A 21,138-nucleotide genomic window follows, 5' to 3' on the forward strand; every position below is an offset into this window, starting at 1 on the left:
CTCTCCTAATATTAGTTGTATTGATCATCGATAAAGGCACGGATTGTATCAATTCCCTTTAGATAATCTCCAGCATTGTACAGTTTTTCAATATCACTGTACAATGCGGCATATTCATTATTTGTTGAAGCTTTTTCCCCTAATTTTCTTAATATCTTAGTAACAGTAATGTATGCTTCTAAATTACTATTAAAATTATTGACAAAAACAATAATCATTAGTCTTAATCTTTCAACATCAGAATAATTATAATCATTGCTTTTTGATTTTTCGAATTCTTTACTAATTAATGAACTAAGGTTTTGTATATCATCGCTAATTTTGAACTGGGCTGCCATAATTCTTAGGTTAATTTTTTTAAATATATGTTTGATTTTTTTGACAAATTCAATTGCCTTATAATGTTTTCTAGCCTCTAAAAGCTGGATTTTATCTTGCATTTGCAGTAGTAAAATGATCTCACTTAATAAATTTTGATATTCCAAATTTTTTTCTTTATTATATAGTGTGTCTTTTAATTGTTCTAATTTTTGGAATTTATTTTTAACTTGTTCCATCTTTTTAAGATATTCCATGTTATCAATTTTATTTCTAGTAATGATGGCCAAATGTTGTTTTTTAGTGATGTTAAAGAAATTAATAATTTCTGGGAAAATGCTATCAAGTTTTTTGCTAGCAACCTTTTCAAAAATTACCTCATTATATTTTTCATTGACAATTTTGCAGAGTTCAAGCAATTTTGGCTTAATGACATTCTTTCAACTAAATACCTTTTCATTTTTCATTGTCATAATGATTTGTAATGCTTGTTCTTTATAATTATCAAATTCAACAATTTGTCATTCTTGAAAGTTTGGATTGTGTTCACGCAAAGTATTTTTGGCAATCTCAATTTTATCATTTATATCATTTTCAATAATGTCAATGTAATTAAATGCGGTAGTAATTAAAGTGAAGTATTGGTCAATAAGTAGTTTAATTTCCTGCTTTTTAGAATTAATATAGGCGACCTTCTTATTGAAGTTATCTTTGTTAAATCAACTAAGTAATTTTTCTATTCTTCGGGTTAATTTGTTATCCAATGAAGCAAAATATTCATTGAAAATCCACAACTTAGAATGCCGTTCTTTGTAGCTTTGAATCTCTTTATATGAGCTTAAACATTTATTAGCAAAAAGCATAAATTTTGCAATTCGGTCACTACTACTTGAGGTAATTTTTTCAATTTTTTGATATATGTCATCAACTTGTTTATATAGTAGTGATATTTCATTTTGCTTACTTCTGAAATCACTTAGGCATTTTAGCTCACAAAATTTATGATTTTCAAGGTGAAAGATAATTTGGTTATTCATATTTACAATCATGATCTTAACTTCAACAGCTTTGACTTCATAGCTAGAAATTAATTTTGAAATATCATTTTCCAATTTCTTTAGATTTGTGTTTTTAGAGTAAAATTCATAGAATTGATGATTAACTTTAGTAATTTTGGACAATTTTTCTTGAATATTATTTTTGTATTTGTTAAACCTTTCGATTAAATTATGCGGATAAATTCTGCTAAGATAGTAAATGATAAAAAATGTATATAATGCAAGAAAGATTATTAATAATATTGATAATAAAATTGTAAGTTTACCCATATGTTTAATATTACCTTATTATCTTTTGAATAATCACAAAAAAACTTGTAAAATTTATTTATAATTATAATTTATGAAAAAAAGCAAAAAAGTCAGTTTAGCATGTCAAGAATGTTTAGCTAAAAATTATTATGTTAACAAAAGTAATGAAGCACGTTTGGAAATCAAAAAATTCTGTAAGCGTTGCAATTCTCAAACACTACATAAAGAGGAAAAATAATGAATGAAGATCTTAAAGAAGAAAAATTGCGAAAAAAACAACTAAGAAAACAAAAACGTGAATTTATGCGCATGCAACAAAAAGCAAGCGGAATAAAACATTCAACAGTTAAAAACTGAATTAAAGAAATTAAGCGAATTATATGACCAAAAAGTTCGAAATCATGACGTTGATTTGGGATTACAATTGTTTTTTTAGTAATTATGGCTATCTTTTGTTTTTTAATAACTTTGGGATTTACCGGATTATGAAATGCTTTAGGAATAAAAGTTTAGAAATGAGTGAAGAAAATGGAAAATAAAGATTTTAAGTGATATATGATTTCAACTGTGTCAGGCAAAGAAGATAATGTTGCCGACGCTTTAAGAAATAAAATCGAAGCCCAAGGCATGAATGATTTTTTTCATGATATTAAGATTTTTAAAATGCCTCACCTATCAAATAAGGAATTAGAGAAAAAATCCCGTGGTGAGGAATACACCGTTCGTTATATTAATATATATAAAGGATATATCTTTTTAAATATGGTGATGACTGATGAATCATGATATTTAGTGCGTAATACCCAATATGTAACTGGTTTAATCGGATCTAGCGGTAAGGGAGCAAAACCAACACCAATTAGTGAACGTAATTTTAATAAAATGATTGATGTCGAAATTAATTTAAATGATAAGTTTGCCCGTGGTGATATCGAAACCGCTTTTAAAGAGGGAACATTTGTAAAAATTAAAAACGGAATCTTTAAAGGTGAAATTGGCGACATTGTAAAAAATAATGATCGCACCCAAAAAGCTTTTGTTAATATCGAACAATTTGGGAGAAAAGTGCCAACTGAATTTTCATATGAAGATTTAGAAGTTTGTGGTTAGAGAAAAATGTTATGCCTTTTGAGGCTATTTTTTTTGCAAAATTTTTTTGCAAAATTTTTAAAGCAAAAAAAATAAAATATGTATAATTGTAATTGTGCAATTTAAATTTGTACTTAGATAGTTCTTTGAAAACTGAATACGAATACCATAACGTCAATTTAAAAAAAATAATTTTAAATAACAAAAAACAAAAAACAACCAAAATCAAATATTAAGAGTTTGATCCTGGCTCAGGATGAACGCTGGCTGTGTGCCTAATACATGCATGTCGAGCGAGGTTCTTTTAGGACCTAGCGGCGAATGGGTGAGTAACACGTACTTAATCTGCCCTTTAGATTGGAATACCCAATGGAAACATTGGCTAATGCCGGATACGCATAGAATCGCATGATTCTGTTGTGAAAGGAGCTCCAAAGCTCCACTAAAGGATGAGGGTGCGGAACATTAGTTAGTTGGTGAGGTAATGGCCCACCAAGACTATGATGTTTAGCCGGGTCGAGAGACTGAACGGCCACATTGGGACTGAGATACGGCCCAAACTCCTACGGGAGGCAGCAGTAGGGAATATTCCACAATGAGCGAAAGCTTGATGGAGCGACACAGCGTGCACGATGAAGGTCTTCGGATTGTAAAGTGCTGTTATAAGGGAAGAACACTCAGTAGAGGAAATGCTATTGAGCTGACGGTACCTTGTCAGAAAGCGATGGCTAACTATGTGCCAGCAGCCGCGGTAATACATAGGTCGCAAGCGTTATCCGGAATTATTGGGCGTAAAGCGTTCGTAGGCTGTTTGTTAAGTCTAGAGTCAAATCCCAGGGCTCAACCCTGGCTCGCTTTGGATACTGGCAAACTAGAGTTAGATAGAGGTAAGCGGAATTCCATGTGAAGCGGTGAAATGCGTAGATATATGGAAGAACACCAAAGGCGAAGGCAGCTTACTGGGTCTATACTGACGCTGAGGGACGAAAGCGTGGGGAGCAAACAGGATTAGATACCCTGGTAGTCCACGCTGTAAACGATGATCATTAGTCGGTGGAGAATCGCTGACGCAGCTAACGCATTAAATGATCCGCCTGAGTAGTATGCTCGCAAGAGTGAAACTTAAAGGAATTGACGGGGACCCGCACAAGCGGTGGAGCATGTGGTTTAATTTGAAGATACACGGAAAACCTTACCCACTTTTGACATCCTTCGCAAAGCTATAGAGATATAGCGGAGGCTAACGGAGTGACAGATGGTGCATGGTTGTCGTCAGCTCGTGTCGTGAGATGTTTGGTCAAGTCCTGCAACGAGCGCAACCCCTATCTTTAGTTACTAACAAGTAATGTTGAGGACTCTAGAGATACTGCCTGGGTAACTGGGAGGAAGGTGGGGATGACGTCAAATCATCATGCCTCTTACAAGTGGGGCCACACACGTGCTACAATGGTCGGTACAAAGAGAAGCAATATGGCGACATGGAGCAAATCTCAAAAAGCCGATCTCAGTTCGGATTGGAGTCTGCAATTCGACTCCATGAAGTCGGAATCGCTAGTAATCGCAGATCAGCTATGCTGCGGTGAATACGTTCTCGGGTCTTGTACACACCGCCCGTCACACCATGGGAGCTGGTAATACCCAAAGTCGGTTTGCTAACCTCGGAGGCAACTGCCTAAGGTAGGACTGGTGACTGGGGTGAAGTCGTAACAAGGTATCCCTACGAGAACGTGGGGATGGATCACCTCCTTTCTACGGAGTACACCTAGTTATGGAAAACATATTCGTATTCAGTTTTGAGAGATCTATCTCTCTTTTGTTCTTTGAAAACTGAATATCGACATTGAAAAATTATATTAATTAATATTTCAAAGTTTAGATCAACCTATAGAATATATATATCAAAATTAAAGACAACAATAGGTCATACAACAAAATAACAAAACAACTATTAAACAAGATAAGAGTTTTTGGTGGATGCCTTGGGTCTGGAAGTCTAAGAAGGACGTGATTACCTGCGATAAGCCTCGGTTAGCTGGAAATAAGCTGTTATCCGGGGATTTCCGAATGGGGAAACCCAATTGAGCTAATCCTCAATTATCATTTCGATGAATCCATAGTCGAATGAAGAGACACGCTGTGAATTGAAACATCTCAGTAGCAGCAGGAAAAGAAAATAAAGAATGATTCCCTTAGTAGTGGCGAGCGAACGGGGAAAAGCCCAAACCAACATTTGATGTTGGGGTTGTAGGACTACTTACACGAAGTTAGACAAAACTTAAACATAGCAGAATAAGCTGGAATGCTTAAACATAGAGGGTGAAATTCCCGTAAGCGAAATGAATAAGTCTTCAAGTAGTATCCTGAGTAGGGCGGGGCACGTGAAACCCTGTCTGAACCCGCCGGGACCACCCGGTAAGGCTAAATACTAACCAGACACCGATAGCGAACTAGTACCGTGAGGGAAAGGTGAAAAGAACCCCGGGAGGGAGTGAAATAGATCCTGAAACCAATTACTTACAGTTAGTCAGAGCCCGTTAATGGGTGATGGCGTACATCTTGCAGAATGGACCGGCGAGTTATGTCAACATGCAAGGTTAAGTGGAATAAAGCGAAGCCGTAGAGAAATCGAGTCTTAACAGGGCGCTTTAGTATGTTGATATAGACCCGAAACCAGGTGATCTACCCATGAGCAGGTTGAAACTTAGGTAACACTAAGTGGAGGACCGAACCGTAGTACGCTAAAAAGTGCCCGGATGACTTGTGGGTAGGGGTGAAATTCCAATCGAACCTGGAGATAGCTGGTTCTCTCCGAAATAGCTTTAGGGCTAGCGTGTAGTGTTAAGTGGTGGGGGTAGAGCACTGAATATGGAATGGCGGCGCCTAGCCGTACTGACTATAATCAAACTCCGAATACTATCATGAACTACTATGCAGTCGGTACATCGGTGATAACGTCGATGCACGCGAGGGGAACAACCCAGATCGTCAGCTAAGGTCCCAAAATTGTGTTAAGTGAGAAAGGTTGTGGAGTTTCTTAAACAGCTAGGATGTTGGCTCAGAAGCAGCCATCGTTTAAAGAGTGCGTAATAGCTCACTAGTCGAGAGACTCTGTGCCGATAATTTAACGGGACTAAAACACAATACCGAAGCTACGGGCAGAAATGCGTTAGGAGAGCGTTGTAAGGGCATTGAAGCCAGACTGTGAAGACTGGTGGAGCGCTTACAAGTGAGAATGCCGGTATGAGTAACGATTCAGAGTGAGAATCTCTGACGCCTATTGGGGAAGGTTTCCTGGGCAAGGTTCGTCCACCCAGGGTTAGTCGGGTCCTAAGACGAGGCCGAAAGGCGTAGCCGATGGACAACAGGTTAATATTCCTGTACTTTCTAGAATGTGATGTAGTGACGGGGGAGGATAGTATTACCACTTATTGGATTGTGGGGTAAATAATGACTGGGTCGTGTAGGCAAATCCGCACGGCATAACTGGGAGTTATGATGCATAGTGAAATGGCAACAAAGTAGCGAATTATATGATTCCATACCTCTTAAAAAAGCTGCTAACTTAAGTTCTGTGAAACCCGTACCGAGAACGGACACACGTCCCCAAGATGAGTATTCTAAGGCGAGCGAGAAAACTAATGTCAAGGAACTCTGCAAAATCATCCCGTAAGTTCGCAAGAAGGGATGCCCACCATAAAAAGTGGGCCGCAGTGAATAGTAAGGGGGAACTGTTTATCAAAAACACAGCTCTATGCTAAGTCGTAAGACGATGTATATGGGGTGACTCCTGCCCAGTGCCCGAAGGTTAAGCAAAGGTGTTAGCTAAAGCGAAGCATTGATGTGAAGCCCGGGTGAACGGCGGCCGTAACTATAACGGTCCTAAGGTAGCGAAATTCCTTGTCGGCTAAATACTGACCTGCACGAAAGGAGTAATTATCTCTTAACTGTCTCGACATTAGACTCGGTGAAATTATGGTTCCGGCGAAGACGCCGGAGACCCGCATCTAGACGAAAAGACCCCGTGGAGCTTTACTATAACTTCATATTGGAGTTTGATTTAACATGTGTAGGATAGGTGGGAGACTATGATGCTTAGACGCTAGTCTAAGTGGAGTCACCGTTGAAATACCACCCTTGTTACGTTGAACTTCTAACTTGTTACCATGATCTGGTAAGAGGACAGTGTGTGGTGGGTAGTTTGACTGGGGCGGTCGCCTCCTAAAGGGTAACGGAGGCGTTCAAAGTTACACTCAATACGGTCAGAAACCGTATCTTAGAGCATAAAGGTAGAAGTGTGATTGACTGTGAGACCTACAAGTCGAGCAGGTGCGAAAGCAGGACTTAGTGATCCGGCGGTTCTTTGTGGAAAGGCCGTCGCTCAACGGATAAAAGCTACCCCGGGGATAACAGGCTTATCTTTCCCAAGAGATCACATCGACGGGAAGGTTTGGCACCTCGATGTCGGCTCATCGCATCCTGGAGCTGGAGTCGGTTCCAAGGGTTGGGCTGTTCGCCCATTAAAGCGGTACGCGAGCTGGGTTCAAAACGTCGTGAGACAGTTTGGTTCCTATCTGATGTGGGCGTTGGAATATTGATGAGAGCTACTCTTAGTACGAGAGGACCGGAGTGGACGCACCGATGGTGTGCCAGTTGTTTTGCCAAAAGCATAGCTGGGTAGCCAAGTGCGGCAGGGATAACCGCTGAAAGCATCTAAGCGGGAAGCCCCTCAAAGATGAGTATTCCCTTTTAAATTCCTTATAGACTATGAGGTTGATAGGCTGGAGGTGTAAGTGCAGCAATGCATTCAGCTGACCAGTACTAATAAATTGAACGGTTTAATAGTGAATTCTATAGCAGATTAATCTAAATTATAACGATATTCAGTTTTCAGAGAACATAATGCGATGAACCGCAGAATTAAAAACCCAATCCGGGTTTTTTATTTTTTTAAGAAAACCATTGAATTTTATTTCTACGTTTTTTAATATTAATGTTAATAAATAAGTTGCAAAAGTTATTAAAAAAATAGCATTTTACCCTGTTTAAATTATTTATAATATAATTTATATTTGTTGATTTATTTTTACAAAAATAATATCACTTAAATAAAAGATCAAAAAAAGCATTAAAATTAACTGAGACAGCAACGTAGAAAAGGATTTATTGATTATGGATTTAGATTCAACAAGTGAAATCAAGTCTTATATATTTCTAATTGTAGCTATGTTAATGATAATTATTCCATCTTCTCTTTTTAGACTTGGGTCCTATTTTTTTTACCATCAGCAAGAACAAATTTTATTAAAAAAAGGAGTATCTGATTTATTTTTAAATGAAAATATAGCAATTAATAATAACTTTTTTAAGACCTTTAATAAAAAATTTAAATTTATTTTTATTATATTATTAATACTTATGTTCTCTTCATTTTTAGCATTTTTATTGTTAACTATAGATTTATTAATTACTAAAAATTCTTATAATGCCACATTTCTGAAGTATATTTTTGCCATTGGTGGAATTGTGTTATTTATAGTAGAATTATGCTATTTGCTAAGAATTATGTCAGTAAGAAAAGAGTTTAAAATCTGAGAAATGAAAAACAAAGATCTTCATGATGCTTCTTTATTTGAAAATCTGGTTACTGAAAGAAATGATGATATTTTAAAAATTTTTTTACAGTCTTATTTTGAAATGAGTATAACTATAACAATACTTAATAATAAAATTAGTTTAAAATTTAAAAATTGGAGAGAGTGAATTTTAAAATCAGGACGAAATTTTGATGATGAATTTTATTATTTCTTAATATTCAACTATAAAAAGGTCTCGATCAATGGTAAATTATTCTCAATTGAAGATTATGCTTATATTTACCAAAACCGGAATAAATTATTTAATATAGATCAACCACAAGAGCAGTCGAAATAACAAGAACAAAAAAACTTTTTTGCCATTTTATTATTAGTGTATATGTATGATAATTGTTAAACTTGTAATTTAAAAGTTTGATTCTCTAAAGACAAGATAAATTTTTGAATTTAATTAAAGCTTAAAACTTTTGAAAAATTAGAGTAAGCACAATAGCATATTTAGTTGACAAATTTGAATAAGTTAAAAAGTTTAATAATGAATTCTATAGTAGATTAGTCTAAATTATAACGATATTCATTTTTTAGAAAACATAATGACGGCGAGACACAGAATTAAAAACAAATTTGGTTTTTTCCTTTGTGTTTTTAAAATTTGTACTTGAAATTTTAAAAATTTTTACTTTTACATTTCATTTGGATGTTGCTGTGAATAACTAAACTAAAAAATAACAAAATTATATAATGATAAGAATTTCAATTATCTTTAATATAAAATACTTTTGTTAATTTATTTCTAACATGTTCAAAAAAACTTAAAGGGAAATTTAAAATTAGCTAATGTAGATAATCAAGAAAGGATTTATTGATTATGGATCTAGATTCAACAAGTAAATTTGAGTTTAAATTTGGCCCAGTTTTAATTAGTTTAATAGTGATGTTTATAATTAGTTTTTTTGGATTAATTTTCTATGCTTTTTATCGAAATTGGAAACAAATTTTATTAAAAAAAGGAGTATCTTATTTATTTTTAAATGAGAATATAGCAATTAATAATACTTTTTTTGAGATTTTTAATAAAAAGTTTAAAGCTATTTTTCTTTTTTTAGTAATTTATTCGTTATCTTTTCTTCTAACGTTTTTATTGGTTCTCGTAGTATTATTAATGACTAAAAATTCATTTGAAAGCACCAGAGATATGTTTGTTTTTATTATTCTTGGTATTTTTCAATTAACGTGAAATTTATATTTTTTATTAAAAATATTATCAGTTTGAAAAGAATTTAAAATGTGAAAGGCAAAAAATAAAGATCTTCAAAATGCTTGTTTATTTGAAAATTTAATTGTTGAAAGAAACGATAATATATTAAGAATTTTCTTACAAAATTCTTTAAAGAAAACTACTACTATAGGAATGTTTAACACCAAACTTGGATATAAATTGAAATATTGACGAAAATCAATTTTAAAATCAAAAGGAAATATTGATAATGAATTCTATTATTTTCTAATATTCAACTATCGAAGTGTTTCAATTAACGGCAGCTATTTCAGAATTAGAGACTATGCCTATATTTATCAGAACCGAAAAGAATTATTTAACTCAAGTCAAAATTCAAAACAATTAAAATAACAAAGGCAGCAAATGCTTTTGTTGTTTTTAAATATTAAAATATTAGTAAGTGCCGATAAATTAAATTGTTTGTGCTTTCAAATTTTTATATATGCATTTTGTACTATCAAAATTTTGTGTGCAGTATTTTATCAAAATATTAAGAAAAAGCGTCAATGTATTCAGTTGAATGATTTTATATAAGATTAATCCAAAAATTATAACAATATTCATTTTTAAGGGAAGGTATGTCAAAAAGCTAAAGAAAACCTAACCTAGATTTTTGCTTTTCTTTATAAAAGGAAAATTATGCCTGAAATTTTTTTAAAATTTATTTTATGTTTTTTTGAATATTAACGTAAATAAACAACTATAAAAATTAGCAAAATGATGCAATATTGTTAATTTAATTTACCTTTAATATAAAATTTTTTTGTTAATTTATTTTTATCATGGTCAGAATATTTAAGCAAAAACCTAAAGAAATTAAAATTAATTAATGTATTAATCTAGAAAGGATTTATTGATTATGGATCTAGATTCAACAAGTGAATTTGAGTTTAAATTTACTCCAATTTTAATTAGTTTAATAGTAATTTTATTATTTAATATTATTGCTCTTATTATTCATATTCTTCTTAGGAATTGGAAGGATTTTGTGTTTAAAAAAGGTGTCTCAGAATTATTTTTAAGCAATAATGTGGCAATTAATAACACTTTTTTTGATACATTTAATAAAAAATTTAATGTTATCTTTATTACTTGAACCTCATTTTTATCAGTTTTAATAACGATATTTGTATCACTTATTATTTTTCTATCGACTAAAGCTGAAACCTTTAGAAACACTGTATTATTTTCTCTTTTCATTATTCTTGGTATTAGTTTATGTATATTTCCTTGAATTTATTTATCAAAAATATTACCAGTTAAAAAAGAATTCAAAATCTGAAAAGCAAAAAATCAAGGTCTTCAAGGTGCTTCTCTATTTGAAGATCTAGTTGTTGAAAGAAACGATATTATATTAAGAATTTTTTCACAAAATTATTTAGAAAAAAGCACTACCTTTGGGATGTTCAATGTTAAGCTTAGATCAAAATTTGAAAATTGACGAAAATCAATTTTAAAATCAAAAGGAAATGCTGATAATGAATTTTATTATTTCTTGATATTCAACTATCGAAGCGTTTCAATTAACGGCAGCTATTTCAAAATTCAAGACTATGCTTATATTTTTCAAAACCGAAAACAATTATTTAACTTAAGTCAAAATTCAAAACAATTAAAATAACAAAGGCAGGAAAAGCTTTTTGTTATTTTTAAATATCAAAGTTAAGCTAATCTTGTCCAAAAAAATTATTTGTTGTGTCAAATATTTTTATATACATCTATATATTTATAAATGTTTTTAGTTATATTATGTTCATATTGACTGTTAAAATTGTCAAAATCATTGAAATATTTTTTGTTTAGCAAATTTTGTAATATATTTTAATTATCTTTATATAACTTATTAGTATTTCACTACTAAAAGGGTAATGTTATTTTGATTGTTTTTTTACGAGAAGAGTATAAATTAAAAGAATATTGCCATTAATATAAAACATCGAAAGGTAAAAGAAAATGCAACATTTTATTATTTTGTTTGCTCTATCACTAATTACTACCTTTAGCTATGCTGGGGCCATTTTTTATGCCCTTATTCATAAATATAAGCAAATTTCATTTATTTTAGATTATAAACTTCCAGCAAGTGAGGTGATCATTAAAAATCAAATTAGACTTCCGAAAGAAGTTTTTGCTGTTTTTGAAGAATTTATCAAGAAGACTCGCAGGTTTTTATATCTTACATTGGGTGGATTTATTGCTATTATTATAATTTTTCTTTTTATTTCCTTTGCCTTTGTTCTTCGTCAAAGACTACTTCCAACAAATATGATTATTATCTTAGCGGTGCCATTTATTTCATTTCTGATTTCACTAGAAATTATTGTTCGTGCCATTCTTCGTCTAGTTAAGATCAAAAGGGTAATTCAGATTTGGCAAGAAGAAAATTTAAAATTTTCACTATATTTATCTGACTTTGAAAAACCAAAAGGTTTTGCTAAATTTAAAAATATTATTTTATTTGAAAATTTAGAAATAAAATCATTTGCTACTGACAGTGAAATCAAAAATTTTAAAAGAACAATGATTTTGCAATCAAAAAAGAGTTTTTTTAAAAATAATTATATTGATGAAATTATGCTAATATACTTTTTATTGCTTGATTATAAGCGAATTGAAATTAATGGAGTAAAATACAGCGCCGATTATTATACATATGCTATAAAAGAAATTTTAAATCATGAATTCAATCTTGATTAATCCTAACATCTTTATACAAATTTAAATTGCCCTATTGTTATCAAAATTGTCAAAAGTTATTTAAAGAATAAAAAAGATAAAAATCAATCTATCAAGCAGAAATAATAATGCTTGATTTATTATTGATTTTGTTAAGTTCAGTCCTTGATAATTTGCTTTTCTTCTCTTTAATTTTATTGCGGAAATTAATGCTAAAATATAATAGTTATAATTCGATATAGGTTAGGAGATAATAAATAATAATATGACAAAAAAAGAATTTAAAAATAGATTAATAAAATATATGGAAATTGAAGCTATGTCACGCTATGAAGAACCTGTGGCAGAAGAGCTGAAAAAATCAATTACTAACAAAAATTTTGAAATTAGTCGTGATAATTTTGGCTCAATTATTTTTTACAAAAAATCAAAAGCTAAAAATGCACCAAAAGTAATGATTGCTGCTCACATGGATGAAGTGGGGTACATGGTAAGATATATTGATAAAAAAGGTCAACTATTGCTTTCACCAGTTGGCGGAATTTGACCAAGTACTGTTATTGGAACTAAGGCTAAACTATTAACTCAAAATAATGAAGAGTTTTTAGGAGTGTTTGGGCATACAAGTATTCACATTATGCAAGATGATGCAATGAAAAAGGCGATTACCAATAATGAAATCTATGCTGATTTTGGTTTCAAAAGCGACGAAGATGCAATGGCTCAAGGCGCTTCTGTTGGCGATCTAGTATTCATGAGTGGAGAAACTATTTTATTCAAAGATGAAAATCTTATTGGTGGTAAAGCAATGGATAACCGTGCTGGTGTTACTGTTTTAGAATACATTGCAAAGACCATTGAAAATTTAGATTTAGACGTTGATTTATATTTAGTTGGAACAACACAAGAAGAAGTTGGAACTCGTGGCGCAAAAACTAGTGTTTCATTAATTAATCCAGATGTTGCTATTGCCTTAGATACTTGCGCATCACATGATACAGTGGGAACTATTACTGGTAATACTGCTCTATTCAAAGGAGCAGCACTAAGAATTAAAGATCGTGGCACAATGATGGATCCTAAACTAGTAAAAGTATTTCAGGATTTATCACTTAAGCATAAAATTGATTCATATCGGTACATTGCCATGGGTGGTGGGACTGATGCTCATGAATTACAATATGCTAAAGGTGGAGCAGCAACATTAACAATATCATTGCCACAAAGATATTTGCACAGTCCAATTGGTGTTTGTGCTATTAGCGATCTTTTAGCAGCAGGTGATCTATTAATTCATTTTGTTAAAGAATTTAATGAAGTTGAACTTAAGAAAATTAAGTATGAATAAAAAGTTTGTTTTCAAAAAATTTGAAGCACTTACACCACTTGTTGAATATATTCTAAGCATCAAGGATTTAGAAGCTTTACTTTTAAACGGTGAACTTGGTGCTGGTAAAACAACATTGACAGCACAAATTGCTAAACAACTGGGCGAGACGAAAACTATTATTTCACCAACATTTAACACTATTTTAGTTTATGACAAACTAGTTCACATTGACGCCTATAAACTAAAAGGAGATTTATTTGCTTATGAAGATTACTTTGAGAACAAACTGGTTGTCATTGAGTGGGCAAAAAATGTTGCCGTGAATTTTGAAAAATTCTTAGAAATCAATGTCTATTTTGATAAAGAACAAAACCATGTTTTTGAAATTGTAAAAGAGGTTAGATAATGGAATTATTTGTCGAAACATCATTAACCGATTTATATTTTGCCATTATTGACAGAGATAAGGTCATTGATGAAGTACGTATCAAAGATTTAGTAAAAAAAACTGATCTTTTTTATGAAACTTTAAATAGTCTACTATCAAAAAGTAATTTAAAAATTAATGATTTTTCCAAAATATACACAACAACAGGTCCAGGAAGCTTTTCTGGTACAAGAATAGGATTTTTATTTGCCAAGACTATTTCGCAAATTTCAAAAATAAAACTCTATCTTTGCCCAACATATAAACTATTTATTTTGCAGAAGCAGCTTCTAAATAGCACTGAATTAACTGTTAAAATTAAGGCAAATAAATATAATATCTATGAAATTAAAATTCAACCAGCAATTACCTGTCAGTTAATAGCAAATGATGGTAATTTTGATAATCTTGATTATCAGCTTTTGAAAGATAATATTGCAAAGTTTTTATCGTGCTTTTCTGAAGTTAGCGATTCCAGCTCAATTGATTTGGAATATTTTCATGAACCACAGATTGGAGGCAAATAATGATAATCTTTGCTATTGAAAGTTCCCATGATGATACTTCATTTGCTCTGCTAAAAGACAATCAGCCACTGTGAATGAAAACGCTTTCACAAACAGAAATTCACAAGCAATATGGTGGAACCATTCCTGAAATCGCTTCACGTTTGCATGTCAAAAACATTTCGACTCTCGTTAATGAACTAAAAAAGGTCATTAACTTAGAGACCATCGATACTGTTGCTTATACAAAAGAACCTGGGCTAATTGGTTCATTACACGTTGGACATATGGTAGCTTCAGCCATTGCTTTATATTTAAACAAACCACTAATGCCACTAAATCATCTTGAAGGGCATTTCTATTCGGCATTTATTGGTAAAGATGTGATCTATCCGGCACTAGGTTTGTTAATTTCTGGTGGCCATTCGCAGATGATGCTCTACCATTCAAAAGATGAGTATGAAATTATTGGTGAAACTCAAGATGATGCTGTTGGTGAGGTGTATGATAAAATCGCAAGAAAACTAAATTTGGGCTTTCCTGGCGGTCCGGTTATTGACAGAATATGAAAGGAAAATCACAATAAATATTTAGCTCATTACACCATTCCCCATACTGATAAAGAACTAAACTTTTCATTCAGCGGCCTAAAAACTCAGGTCATTAACTTAATCAATAATCAGATCAACCGAAAGGAAGAAGTGGATGTGAATAAGTACGCCACTGAATTTCAGAATACGGTTGTTATCTATTTAAAAAATCATTTACAAAAAGCTATCGAAAAATATCATCCCAAATCAATTGCCTTAGTTGGTGGTGTTAGTGCGAATTATGCTATTAGAGAAATGTTTCTTGAAGTTTATAAAAATGCTTTCTTGCCACAATTAGAATATAGCACTGACAATGCCATGATGATTGCACGACTAGCTTATGAAAAGTGTCGAAAATAATTATATAATTAGCATATGTGAAAATATTTAAAAAGTGCCTCAGCTGATAGTAGCTGACTTGACATTCCTGGTAAAAAAATTATTTTCTGGGGACGTTCTAACGTTGGTAAATCTAGTTTAATTAATGCCTTAGCAAATTCAAAAATTGCAAAAACTTCCTCAACTCCCGGCAGAACTAGACTAATTAATTATTTTGAGACTAATAATAAAAAAATTGTTGTGGACTTACCAGGTTATGGTTATGCTGCCGTAAGTAAAAAAATGCAGTATAAAATTGCCTCAATCATTGACTTTTATTTTAAAAATGATCAACATGAAAAAAATGTATGCCTACTAATTGATTCTAGAGTTGGATTTATGGCAATTGATCTAGAAATGATTCAGTATCTAAATGAACTTAACATTAAATTTGATATCTTTATTACCAAAATTGATAAAGCAAATCAAGCCCAAAAACATAAGGTGAAAAAGCAAGCACTAACCTTTAGCAATGACATTAACATTTTTCTTGTCTCAGCTGCCAAAAAACAAGGTATTGAAGAAATTGTGGAATTTTATGAATTATAATTTTCCTTTGTTTCATTATTAGCATCTTTATTTAGTTTTTCTATATAATTAAAATTATGAATGATAAAAATCGCAAAAAAATTCATTTGATTCTGCAAATAATATTTTTATTTTTACTTCCTTCAATCCTCTTCTATGTTGTAATTTTTAAATTAAGCGATATAGGACAAATTATTGCCGCCATTTTATATACAGTATACATTATTGGTTTGGGAAGTTATTTAGCAGTTACAATGACTAGATATTTAAAGAATATTGCTGTTTCCCAGAGCTCACTGAACTACTATATCCAGCGAGAGATTTCTCAGTATGGTGTTGGGGCTATTGTTTTTATGAATACTGGTAAAATAATTTGAATCTCAGACATGATAAAGAATAACTTTGGAAAAAAAATTATTTCTAAAAATATCAAAGAAATCTTCAAAGTTGATGAATGAAGAGCTGATAATTTAGATTTTAGTTTTTCATATAATGATATTCAATATGAAGTTCATGTGTCACTTGAACATAATATTGTCATTTTAAAAGATATCACTATGCAAACTAATCTTTTAAATGACTACCGTCTTCAAAGAATTGTTTTTGGTGAATTAAACATCGATAATATTAACCTATATCAAAATTCGCTTTCACAGGAACAATTATTTAAACTTTATTCATCAGTTGTTAATTTATTAGATGATTTATCTAAAAAGTATAATTTAATTTATCGTCAATATGAAAACGGAAGATTCTTTATTATTACTAACCAAGAAACCTTAGAAAAATTTGAACAATTAAATTTTGAATTTTTCAATGAGCTTAAACAGCGTGAGAATTTAAAAGACGATATTACTGTCACAGTTTCAGCAGGATTTTCATATGGTATTTATAAATATGACTTACTTGACCAAATGGCAAAAGAAGCACTACTTCAATCACAAACTAGAGGTGGAGATCAGGTTACAATTTTAACTAAAGATGAAAAGCCTCGTCATTATGGTTCAAGTTCTGAAATTGATGTTAACCTTTCGAGGACAAATGTCAAATTCATGGCGAAAAATCTTCTGCTAAAACTTAAATCGAAAATGATTCAAAAAGTAATTATCTATGGCCATAAAAATGCTGATTTAGATGCCTTTGGTTCATGTTATGCCATTTATACTTTGGCAAAAACTTTTAACAAAAAAGCATATATTCAAAATCAAACCTTTGATGACACTACAACGAGAATTTTTGAAAGATTAGATAAAGAAGAGCAAAATGATTTTATTAGTCCAAAGGATGCAACAGCATTAAATGATGACAAAACTCTTGTTGTCTTATGCGATACCTCTGATGAAACTAGAATTGAAAACATTAATGCTTTTAATGGCGTAAAGCGTGAAAACATTTTAGTAATCGACCACCATAGAATTGGTAAAAATCAAAACTTTGCTATTCATGAAAACTTCTATGTTGACTCGTCGGCTTCTTCGGCTTCTGAGATTGTTACTGAAATGATTGCCATTTCAAATAATCATGACAAGATCAACACTAAAGTTGCCCAACATTTACTAGATGGAATTTATTTAGATACTAATACTTTTCAGAAGCAAACGACAGCCAAAACATTTATCGCCGCATCTTTACTACAAGAATGAGGAGCTAAAATTATTCATTCCGTTAATACACTAAAGATGAATGAAAAAATGTTCAATGTTGTCCAAGAGTTGCTTGAGAATCTTCAGGAAGTTAAGTCTGGCTATTATTTAGCCTATAAAAACATTGAGGCATCAACAGATATGATCTCAATAGCAACAGATGAAATTTTGCGGGTAAATGGTCGAAAAGCGGCCTTTGTCGTTGCAAAATTACCAGGTGTTAAAAAATACAAAATGTCGGCTCGTGGCAACGGGGTTAACGTTCAATTAATTGCCGAGTTAGTCGGTGGTGGCGGCCATTTCGGAACAGCCGCAGCAGAAAGTTCCGAATCAATGGAATTATTCATTGATAATATTAAACAAGCGATTGTGAGTGTGAAAGATGAAAGTAATATTAATTAAAAACTATGACAAATATAAAGTAAATGAAATTATTGAAGTAACTGATGGTTTTGCCAAAAACTTCTTAATTAAAAATGGTTATGCTCAACCAGTTAATAAAAAAACTTTAGCTAATTTGGAGAGAGTAAAAACCGATTTACAAGAACAGGAAGCCGAAAAAATTGCTGAGGCTAACGAATTAAAAAATCGTATCAATAAACTAAATCTATTTTTTGCCCTAAAATCAAATGGTAATACAGTTCACGGGCATGTAACTAATAAGGCTATTATTAAAGAACTCCTAAAACATGACATAAAAATTCCGCACCATTCATTATCAAGCGATGTTTACAACACTTTTGGTAACCATAAGGTGTTCATTAAACTTCATCCAAATGTAATGGCGATTTTAGCAATTACCATTATTGAAGAAAAATAATCAACTATTAAGTAGTTATCGAAATCTTTGAGGAGGAAAAATTTCATGGCAGCGTTAAATGAAAAGGAAATATCAATAGCAAATAACGAGGCATCACTACTCGGCTTACTTATGCGTGAGGGGGAATGCTATCTAGAGGTTGGAGACATTCTCCGACCTCATATGTTTCATTTTCCTGGTAATCAAATATTATATGAAGCTATTTCAGATGTTCATAATTCTTCAAAATCATTTGATGCTACCATCCTAATTAATCATTTAGTATCAAAAAAACTAATTGATAAAATTGGTGTCCAGAACTACAAAGGTGTTAACTATATTACCTTTATTACTGAGAATGCCGGATATAGTTCCGAAATTGACACATATGTTAAAAATATTCTTGATCAATTTAAGCGCGATAGTCTAAATAAATTACTTGAAAAGACAAAAGATTTAATTGAAAAACAACCGGATGAAGTTAATAAGATTATTAGTAACTTACAACTTGATTTAATTGATATTGATATTTCACAGATTAATTCAGATTATCAGAGAATCGGTGATGTTGCTAAGAAGATTGTCCATGATATCTACAGTAATATCAACAACGAAACCGGGGTTGGATTGTCACTTGGTTTTAAAGAACTTGATGAACTACTACTTGGTGTAAATCCTGGAGATCTAATTATTTTGGCTGCTCGTCCTGCGATGGGAAAGACTGCTTTTGCTTTAAATATTGCCAACACAGTAGCAAAAGCAGGAAAAACAGTGCTATTTTTCTCACTGGAAATGTCAAATATGCAATTAGTACAAAGAATGCTGGCAATTGAATCACTAATTCCAATTAGTCTTTTGAAAAAAAATATGTTAACAAACGATGAAAGAAATTGCCTAAACTGAGCAATTAGCGACATCGAAAAGTGAAATATTCATTTAAGTAACGATGAATCGCTAACGATATCAGACATAATTACTTTATCTCGTCGTTTTGCCGCTAACAATAAAAAAATTGATCTACTAATTGTTGATTACCTTCAATTAATTACCGACTCTTCTCTAAGGGGTTCAGAAAATCGGCAAAATGAGGTAAGTAAAATTTCTCGGGGTCTTAAGAAATTAGCGCGTGAACTTAATTGCCCAATTCTCTCGCTTGCGCAATTAAGCCGTAGTGTTGAAAGAAGAGAAGATAAAACCCCGATATTATCAGATTTACGTGAATCGGGTTCAATCGAAAATGACGCGGACGCAGTTCTATTTTTACATCGCCCTGATTACTATAATAAACAAAAAAATGTTAATGAAAGTGCAAATGGTAATTCCTTTGATAATGAGCGGCCATTTCAAAATCTTTCTAAAACAAATGTTATTGTAGCAAAAAACCGTCACGGTGGTACGGGAGTTGTTGAATTGGCATTTATTCCTGAATATAATAAATTTGCCGATGAATCAACTAGAGAGAATAGCCAACCACTTAATTTTGGAAAGGATGCTAATTAGATTATGAAAAAAAATATCAAAGTGCTTTCATTAGAAGAACGGGCAGCCCTTTACGCCAAGAAAAAAGCTTTAGCAAAAGAACGCAAAGAGCAGCTAAATCCGCTGAAAATTAATATTCTAAATATCTGAAAAAGATATCCCAAAAAAGTACTGTGAATGTTTGTTAGTGCATTTCTATATAATGTCGCGATTGCGGTCTTTCTAAAAAAAGCTGCCACCATCGCAAGTGGAACATCATCACTTTCACAAATTATAACTTTTCTTGCTCCTAGCACAGAGCAGTTTTATGGACTTTTCTATGTGCTAGTCAATCTACCATTAATGATTTTCTTTTGGTGAAAAAACCCACGGATGTTCATGGTACTAACGTATTATTGGATGCTATTTCAAGTGGGAATCCAATTAATCTTTATTGATTATAATGGTGCTAGTCCAATTGTTAAATTTATTAATGAAGGACTTTCAATTTATAATCCAAATGGTAAGGGAAGTTACTGAGATCCTTATGGCAAAGAGGGCACAGATGTTGTTGGAAAAGTTTGGAATAAAGAAACTTGGCCAGTTATTGTTTATGCTTCACTAGGTGGAGTTTGTGAAGGATTTGCTTCAGTTATTGCTTGAACCCAAAAAGGTTCAATTGGGGGAACCTCAGTTATTTCAAACTACATTGCTTCAAAAACTAAAAAGCCAATTGGTAATACATTTTTAATCGTTGCTTTATGTTTCTCTTCATTTTCAACAATTGTTGTTGGTTCACTAGAATCAGTGGGTTATATTAAAGGTCACCCATGGAGACCAGAGCAATTTATTGTAAGAATTATGGGAACATTTATTTACTTATTCTTACTAACCTTTATTGTTAATAAATTCTATCCTAAATACAAAAAAGTTAAAATTGATATTCATACTAAAAAACCAGAAATCGTGGCTGAAGCATTCAAAAAATTTGGATATGTTCATGCCTTTAACATTTTCTATGGAGTTGGGGGATACAGTCACACTGAATTCGGAAAAATTGAAACAGTTGCCTTATATCTTGAACGTGATACAATCATTAATGAAGTAAAACGAGTTGATAAAAATGCTTGGATAACGATATCCAATATTCATGGTTTGGTTGGAGAATTTGATACGTCTTACGTCGACTAAAATATATTTAAATATTTTGTGT

17 protein-coding genes and 2 rRNA genes are annotated in these 21,138 nt (G+C 31.9%); 18 read left to right on the forward strand and 1 reads right to left on the reverse strand.

All coding sequences use genetic code 4. The features are described from left to right. Window positions 1-11 precede the first annotated feature (11 nt). Window positions 12-1,646, reverse strand: a complete 1,635-nt coding sequence (locus HGG64_RS01990; protein WP_169580291.1) for a hypothetical protein — start codon at window positions 1,644-1,646, stop codon at window positions 12-14. Window positions 1,647-1,719: 73 nt separating this feature from the next. On the opposite strand from HGG64_RS01990, the gene rpmG reads away from it, so the two are divergent. From rpmG to HGG64_RS02080, 18 genes are all read left to right on the forward strand, one after another. After that, on the forward strand, window positions 1,720-1,866 hold the full coding sequence (rpmG, locus tag HGG64_RS01995) for a 50S ribosomal protein L33 (RefSeq protein WP_169580292.1): 147 nt from the start codon (window positions 1,720-1,722) through the stop codon (window positions 1,864-1,866). After that, window positions 1,866-2,141, forward strand: a complete 276-nt coding sequence (secE, locus tag HGG64_RS02000) for a preprotein translocase subunit SecE (RefSeq protein WP_169580293.1) — start codon at window positions 1,866-1,868, stop codon at window positions 2,139-2,141. The genes rpmG and secE overlap by 1 nt, the downstream gene beginning before the upstream one ends. Before the next feature lie 15 nt (window positions 2,142-2,156). Continuing rightward, window positions 2,157-2,738: a transcription termination/antitermination protein NusG gene (nusG, locus tag HGG64_RS02005; protein WP_169580294.1), complete on the forward strand. Its 582-nt coding sequence runs from the start codon at window positions 2,157-2,159 to the stop codon at window positions 2,736-2,738. 207 nt (window positions 2,739-2,945) lie between these two features. Next, window positions 2,946-4,466, forward strand: a 16S ribosomal RNA gene (locus tag HGG64_RS02010). 197 nt (window positions 4,467-4,663) lie between these two features. Further along, a 23S ribosomal RNA gene (locus HGG64_RS02015) occupies window positions 4,664-7,560 on the forward strand. The 16S and 23S rRNA genes sit together here, the layout of an rRNA operon. A 326-nt stretch (window positions 7,561-7,886) precedes the next feature. Next, entirely contained in the window at window positions 7,887-8,648 is a 762-nt protein-coding gene (locus tag HGG64_RS02020) for an MAG0920 family protein (protein ID WP_169580295.1), read from the forward strand. A gap of 531 nt (window positions 8,649-9,179) precedes the next feature. Further along, entirely contained in the window at window positions 9,180-9,941 is a 762-nt protein-coding gene (locus HGG64_RS03275) for an MAG0920 family protein (protein ID WP_420813311.1), read from the forward strand. Window positions 9,942-10,449: 508 nt separating this feature from the next. After that, entirely contained in the window at window positions 10,450-11,211 is a 762-nt protein-coding gene (locus tag HGG64_RS02030) for an MAG0920 family protein (protein WP_169580297.1), read from the forward strand. 332 nt (window positions 11,212-11,543) lie between these two features. Then, on the forward strand, window positions 11,544-12,287 hold the full coding sequence (locus HGG64_RS02035) for a hypothetical protein (protein ID WP_169580298.1): 744 nt from the start codon (window positions 11,544-11,546) through the stop codon (window positions 12,285-12,287). Window positions 12,288-12,531: 244 nt separating this feature from the next. Then, window positions 12,532-13,614, forward strand: coding sequence for a M42 family metallopeptidase (locus HGG64_RS02040; RefSeq protein WP_169580299.1), 1,083 nt, complete (start codon window positions 12,532-12,534; stop codon window positions 13,612-13,614). Then, window positions 13,607-14,002 (forward strand): tRNA (adenosine(37)-N6)-threonylcarbamoyltransferase complex ATPase subunit type 1 TsaE, encoded by a 396-nt coding sequence (gene tsaE / locus HGG64_RS02045; protein ID WP_169580300.1) that lies wholly within the window; start codon window positions 13,607-13,609, stop codon window positions 14,000-14,002. Before HGG64_RS02040 ends, tsaE begins: the two co-directional genes overlap by 8 nt. After that, window positions 14,002-14,550 carry a hypothetical protein gene (locus HGG64_RS02050; protein ID WP_169580301.1) on the forward strand — a complete coding sequence of 183 codons (549 nt, stop codon included), beginning with the start codon at window positions 14,002-14,004 and terminating at the stop codon, window positions 14,548-14,550. Before tsaE ends, HGG64_RS02050 begins: the two co-directional genes overlap by 1 nt. Next, window positions 14,550-15,479: a tRNA (adenosine(37)-N6)-threonylcarbamoyltransferase complex transferase subunit TsaD gene (gene tsaD, locus HGG64_RS02055; protein ID WP_169580302.1), complete on the forward strand. Its 930-nt coding sequence runs from the start codon at window positions 14,550-14,552 to the stop codon at window positions 15,477-15,479. Before HGG64_RS02050 ends, tsaD begins: the two co-directional genes overlap by 1 nt. A 15-nt stretch (window positions 15,480-15,494) precedes the next feature. Beyond that, window positions 15,495-16,046 carry a ribosome biogenesis GTP-binding protein YihA/YsxC gene (gene yihA, locus HGG64_RS02060; RefSeq protein ID WP_169580303.1) on the forward strand — a complete coding sequence of 184 codons (552 nt, stop codon included), beginning with the start codon at window positions 15,495-15,497 and terminating at the stop codon, window positions 16,044-16,046. Between the two features lie 56 nt (window positions 16,047-16,102). Further along, the gene (locus HGG64_RS02065) at window positions 16,103-18,070 is read left to right on the forward strand and encodes a GGDEF domain-containing protein (RefSeq protein ID WP_169580304.1); all 1,968 of its coding nucleotides are present in this window, start codon (window positions 16,103-16,105) and stop codon (window positions 18,068-18,070) included. Further along, window positions 18,051-18,488 carry a 50S ribosomal protein L9 gene (gene rplI, locus HGG64_RS02070; RefSeq protein WP_169580305.1) on the forward strand — a complete coding sequence of 146 codons (438 nt, stop codon included), beginning with the start codon at window positions 18,051-18,053 and terminating at the stop codon, window positions 18,486-18,488. Before HGG64_RS02065 ends, rplI begins: the two co-directional genes overlap by 20 nt. A 45-nt stretch (window positions 18,489-18,533) precedes the next feature. Then, window positions 18,534-19,967, forward strand: coding sequence for a replicative DNA helicase (gene dnaB, locus HGG64_RS02075; RefSeq protein WP_169580306.1), 1,434 nt, complete (start codon window positions 18,534-18,536; stop codon window positions 19,965-19,967). Window positions 19,968-19,970: 3 nt separating this feature from the next. Next, window positions 19,971-21,116, forward strand: a complete 1,146-nt coding sequence (locus HGG64_RS02080; protein ID WP_169580307.1) for a YitT family protein — start codon at window positions 19,971-19,973, stop codon at window positions 21,114-21,116. Window positions 21,117-21,138 lie beyond the last annotated feature (22 nt).

Source organism: Mycoplasma phocoeninasale, assembly GCF_012934885.1.
In the GTDB taxonomy this organism is placed as follows: Bacteria; Bacillota_I; Bacilli_A; order Mycoplasmatales; family Metamycoplasmataceae; genus Metamycoplasma; species Metamycoplasma phocoeninasale.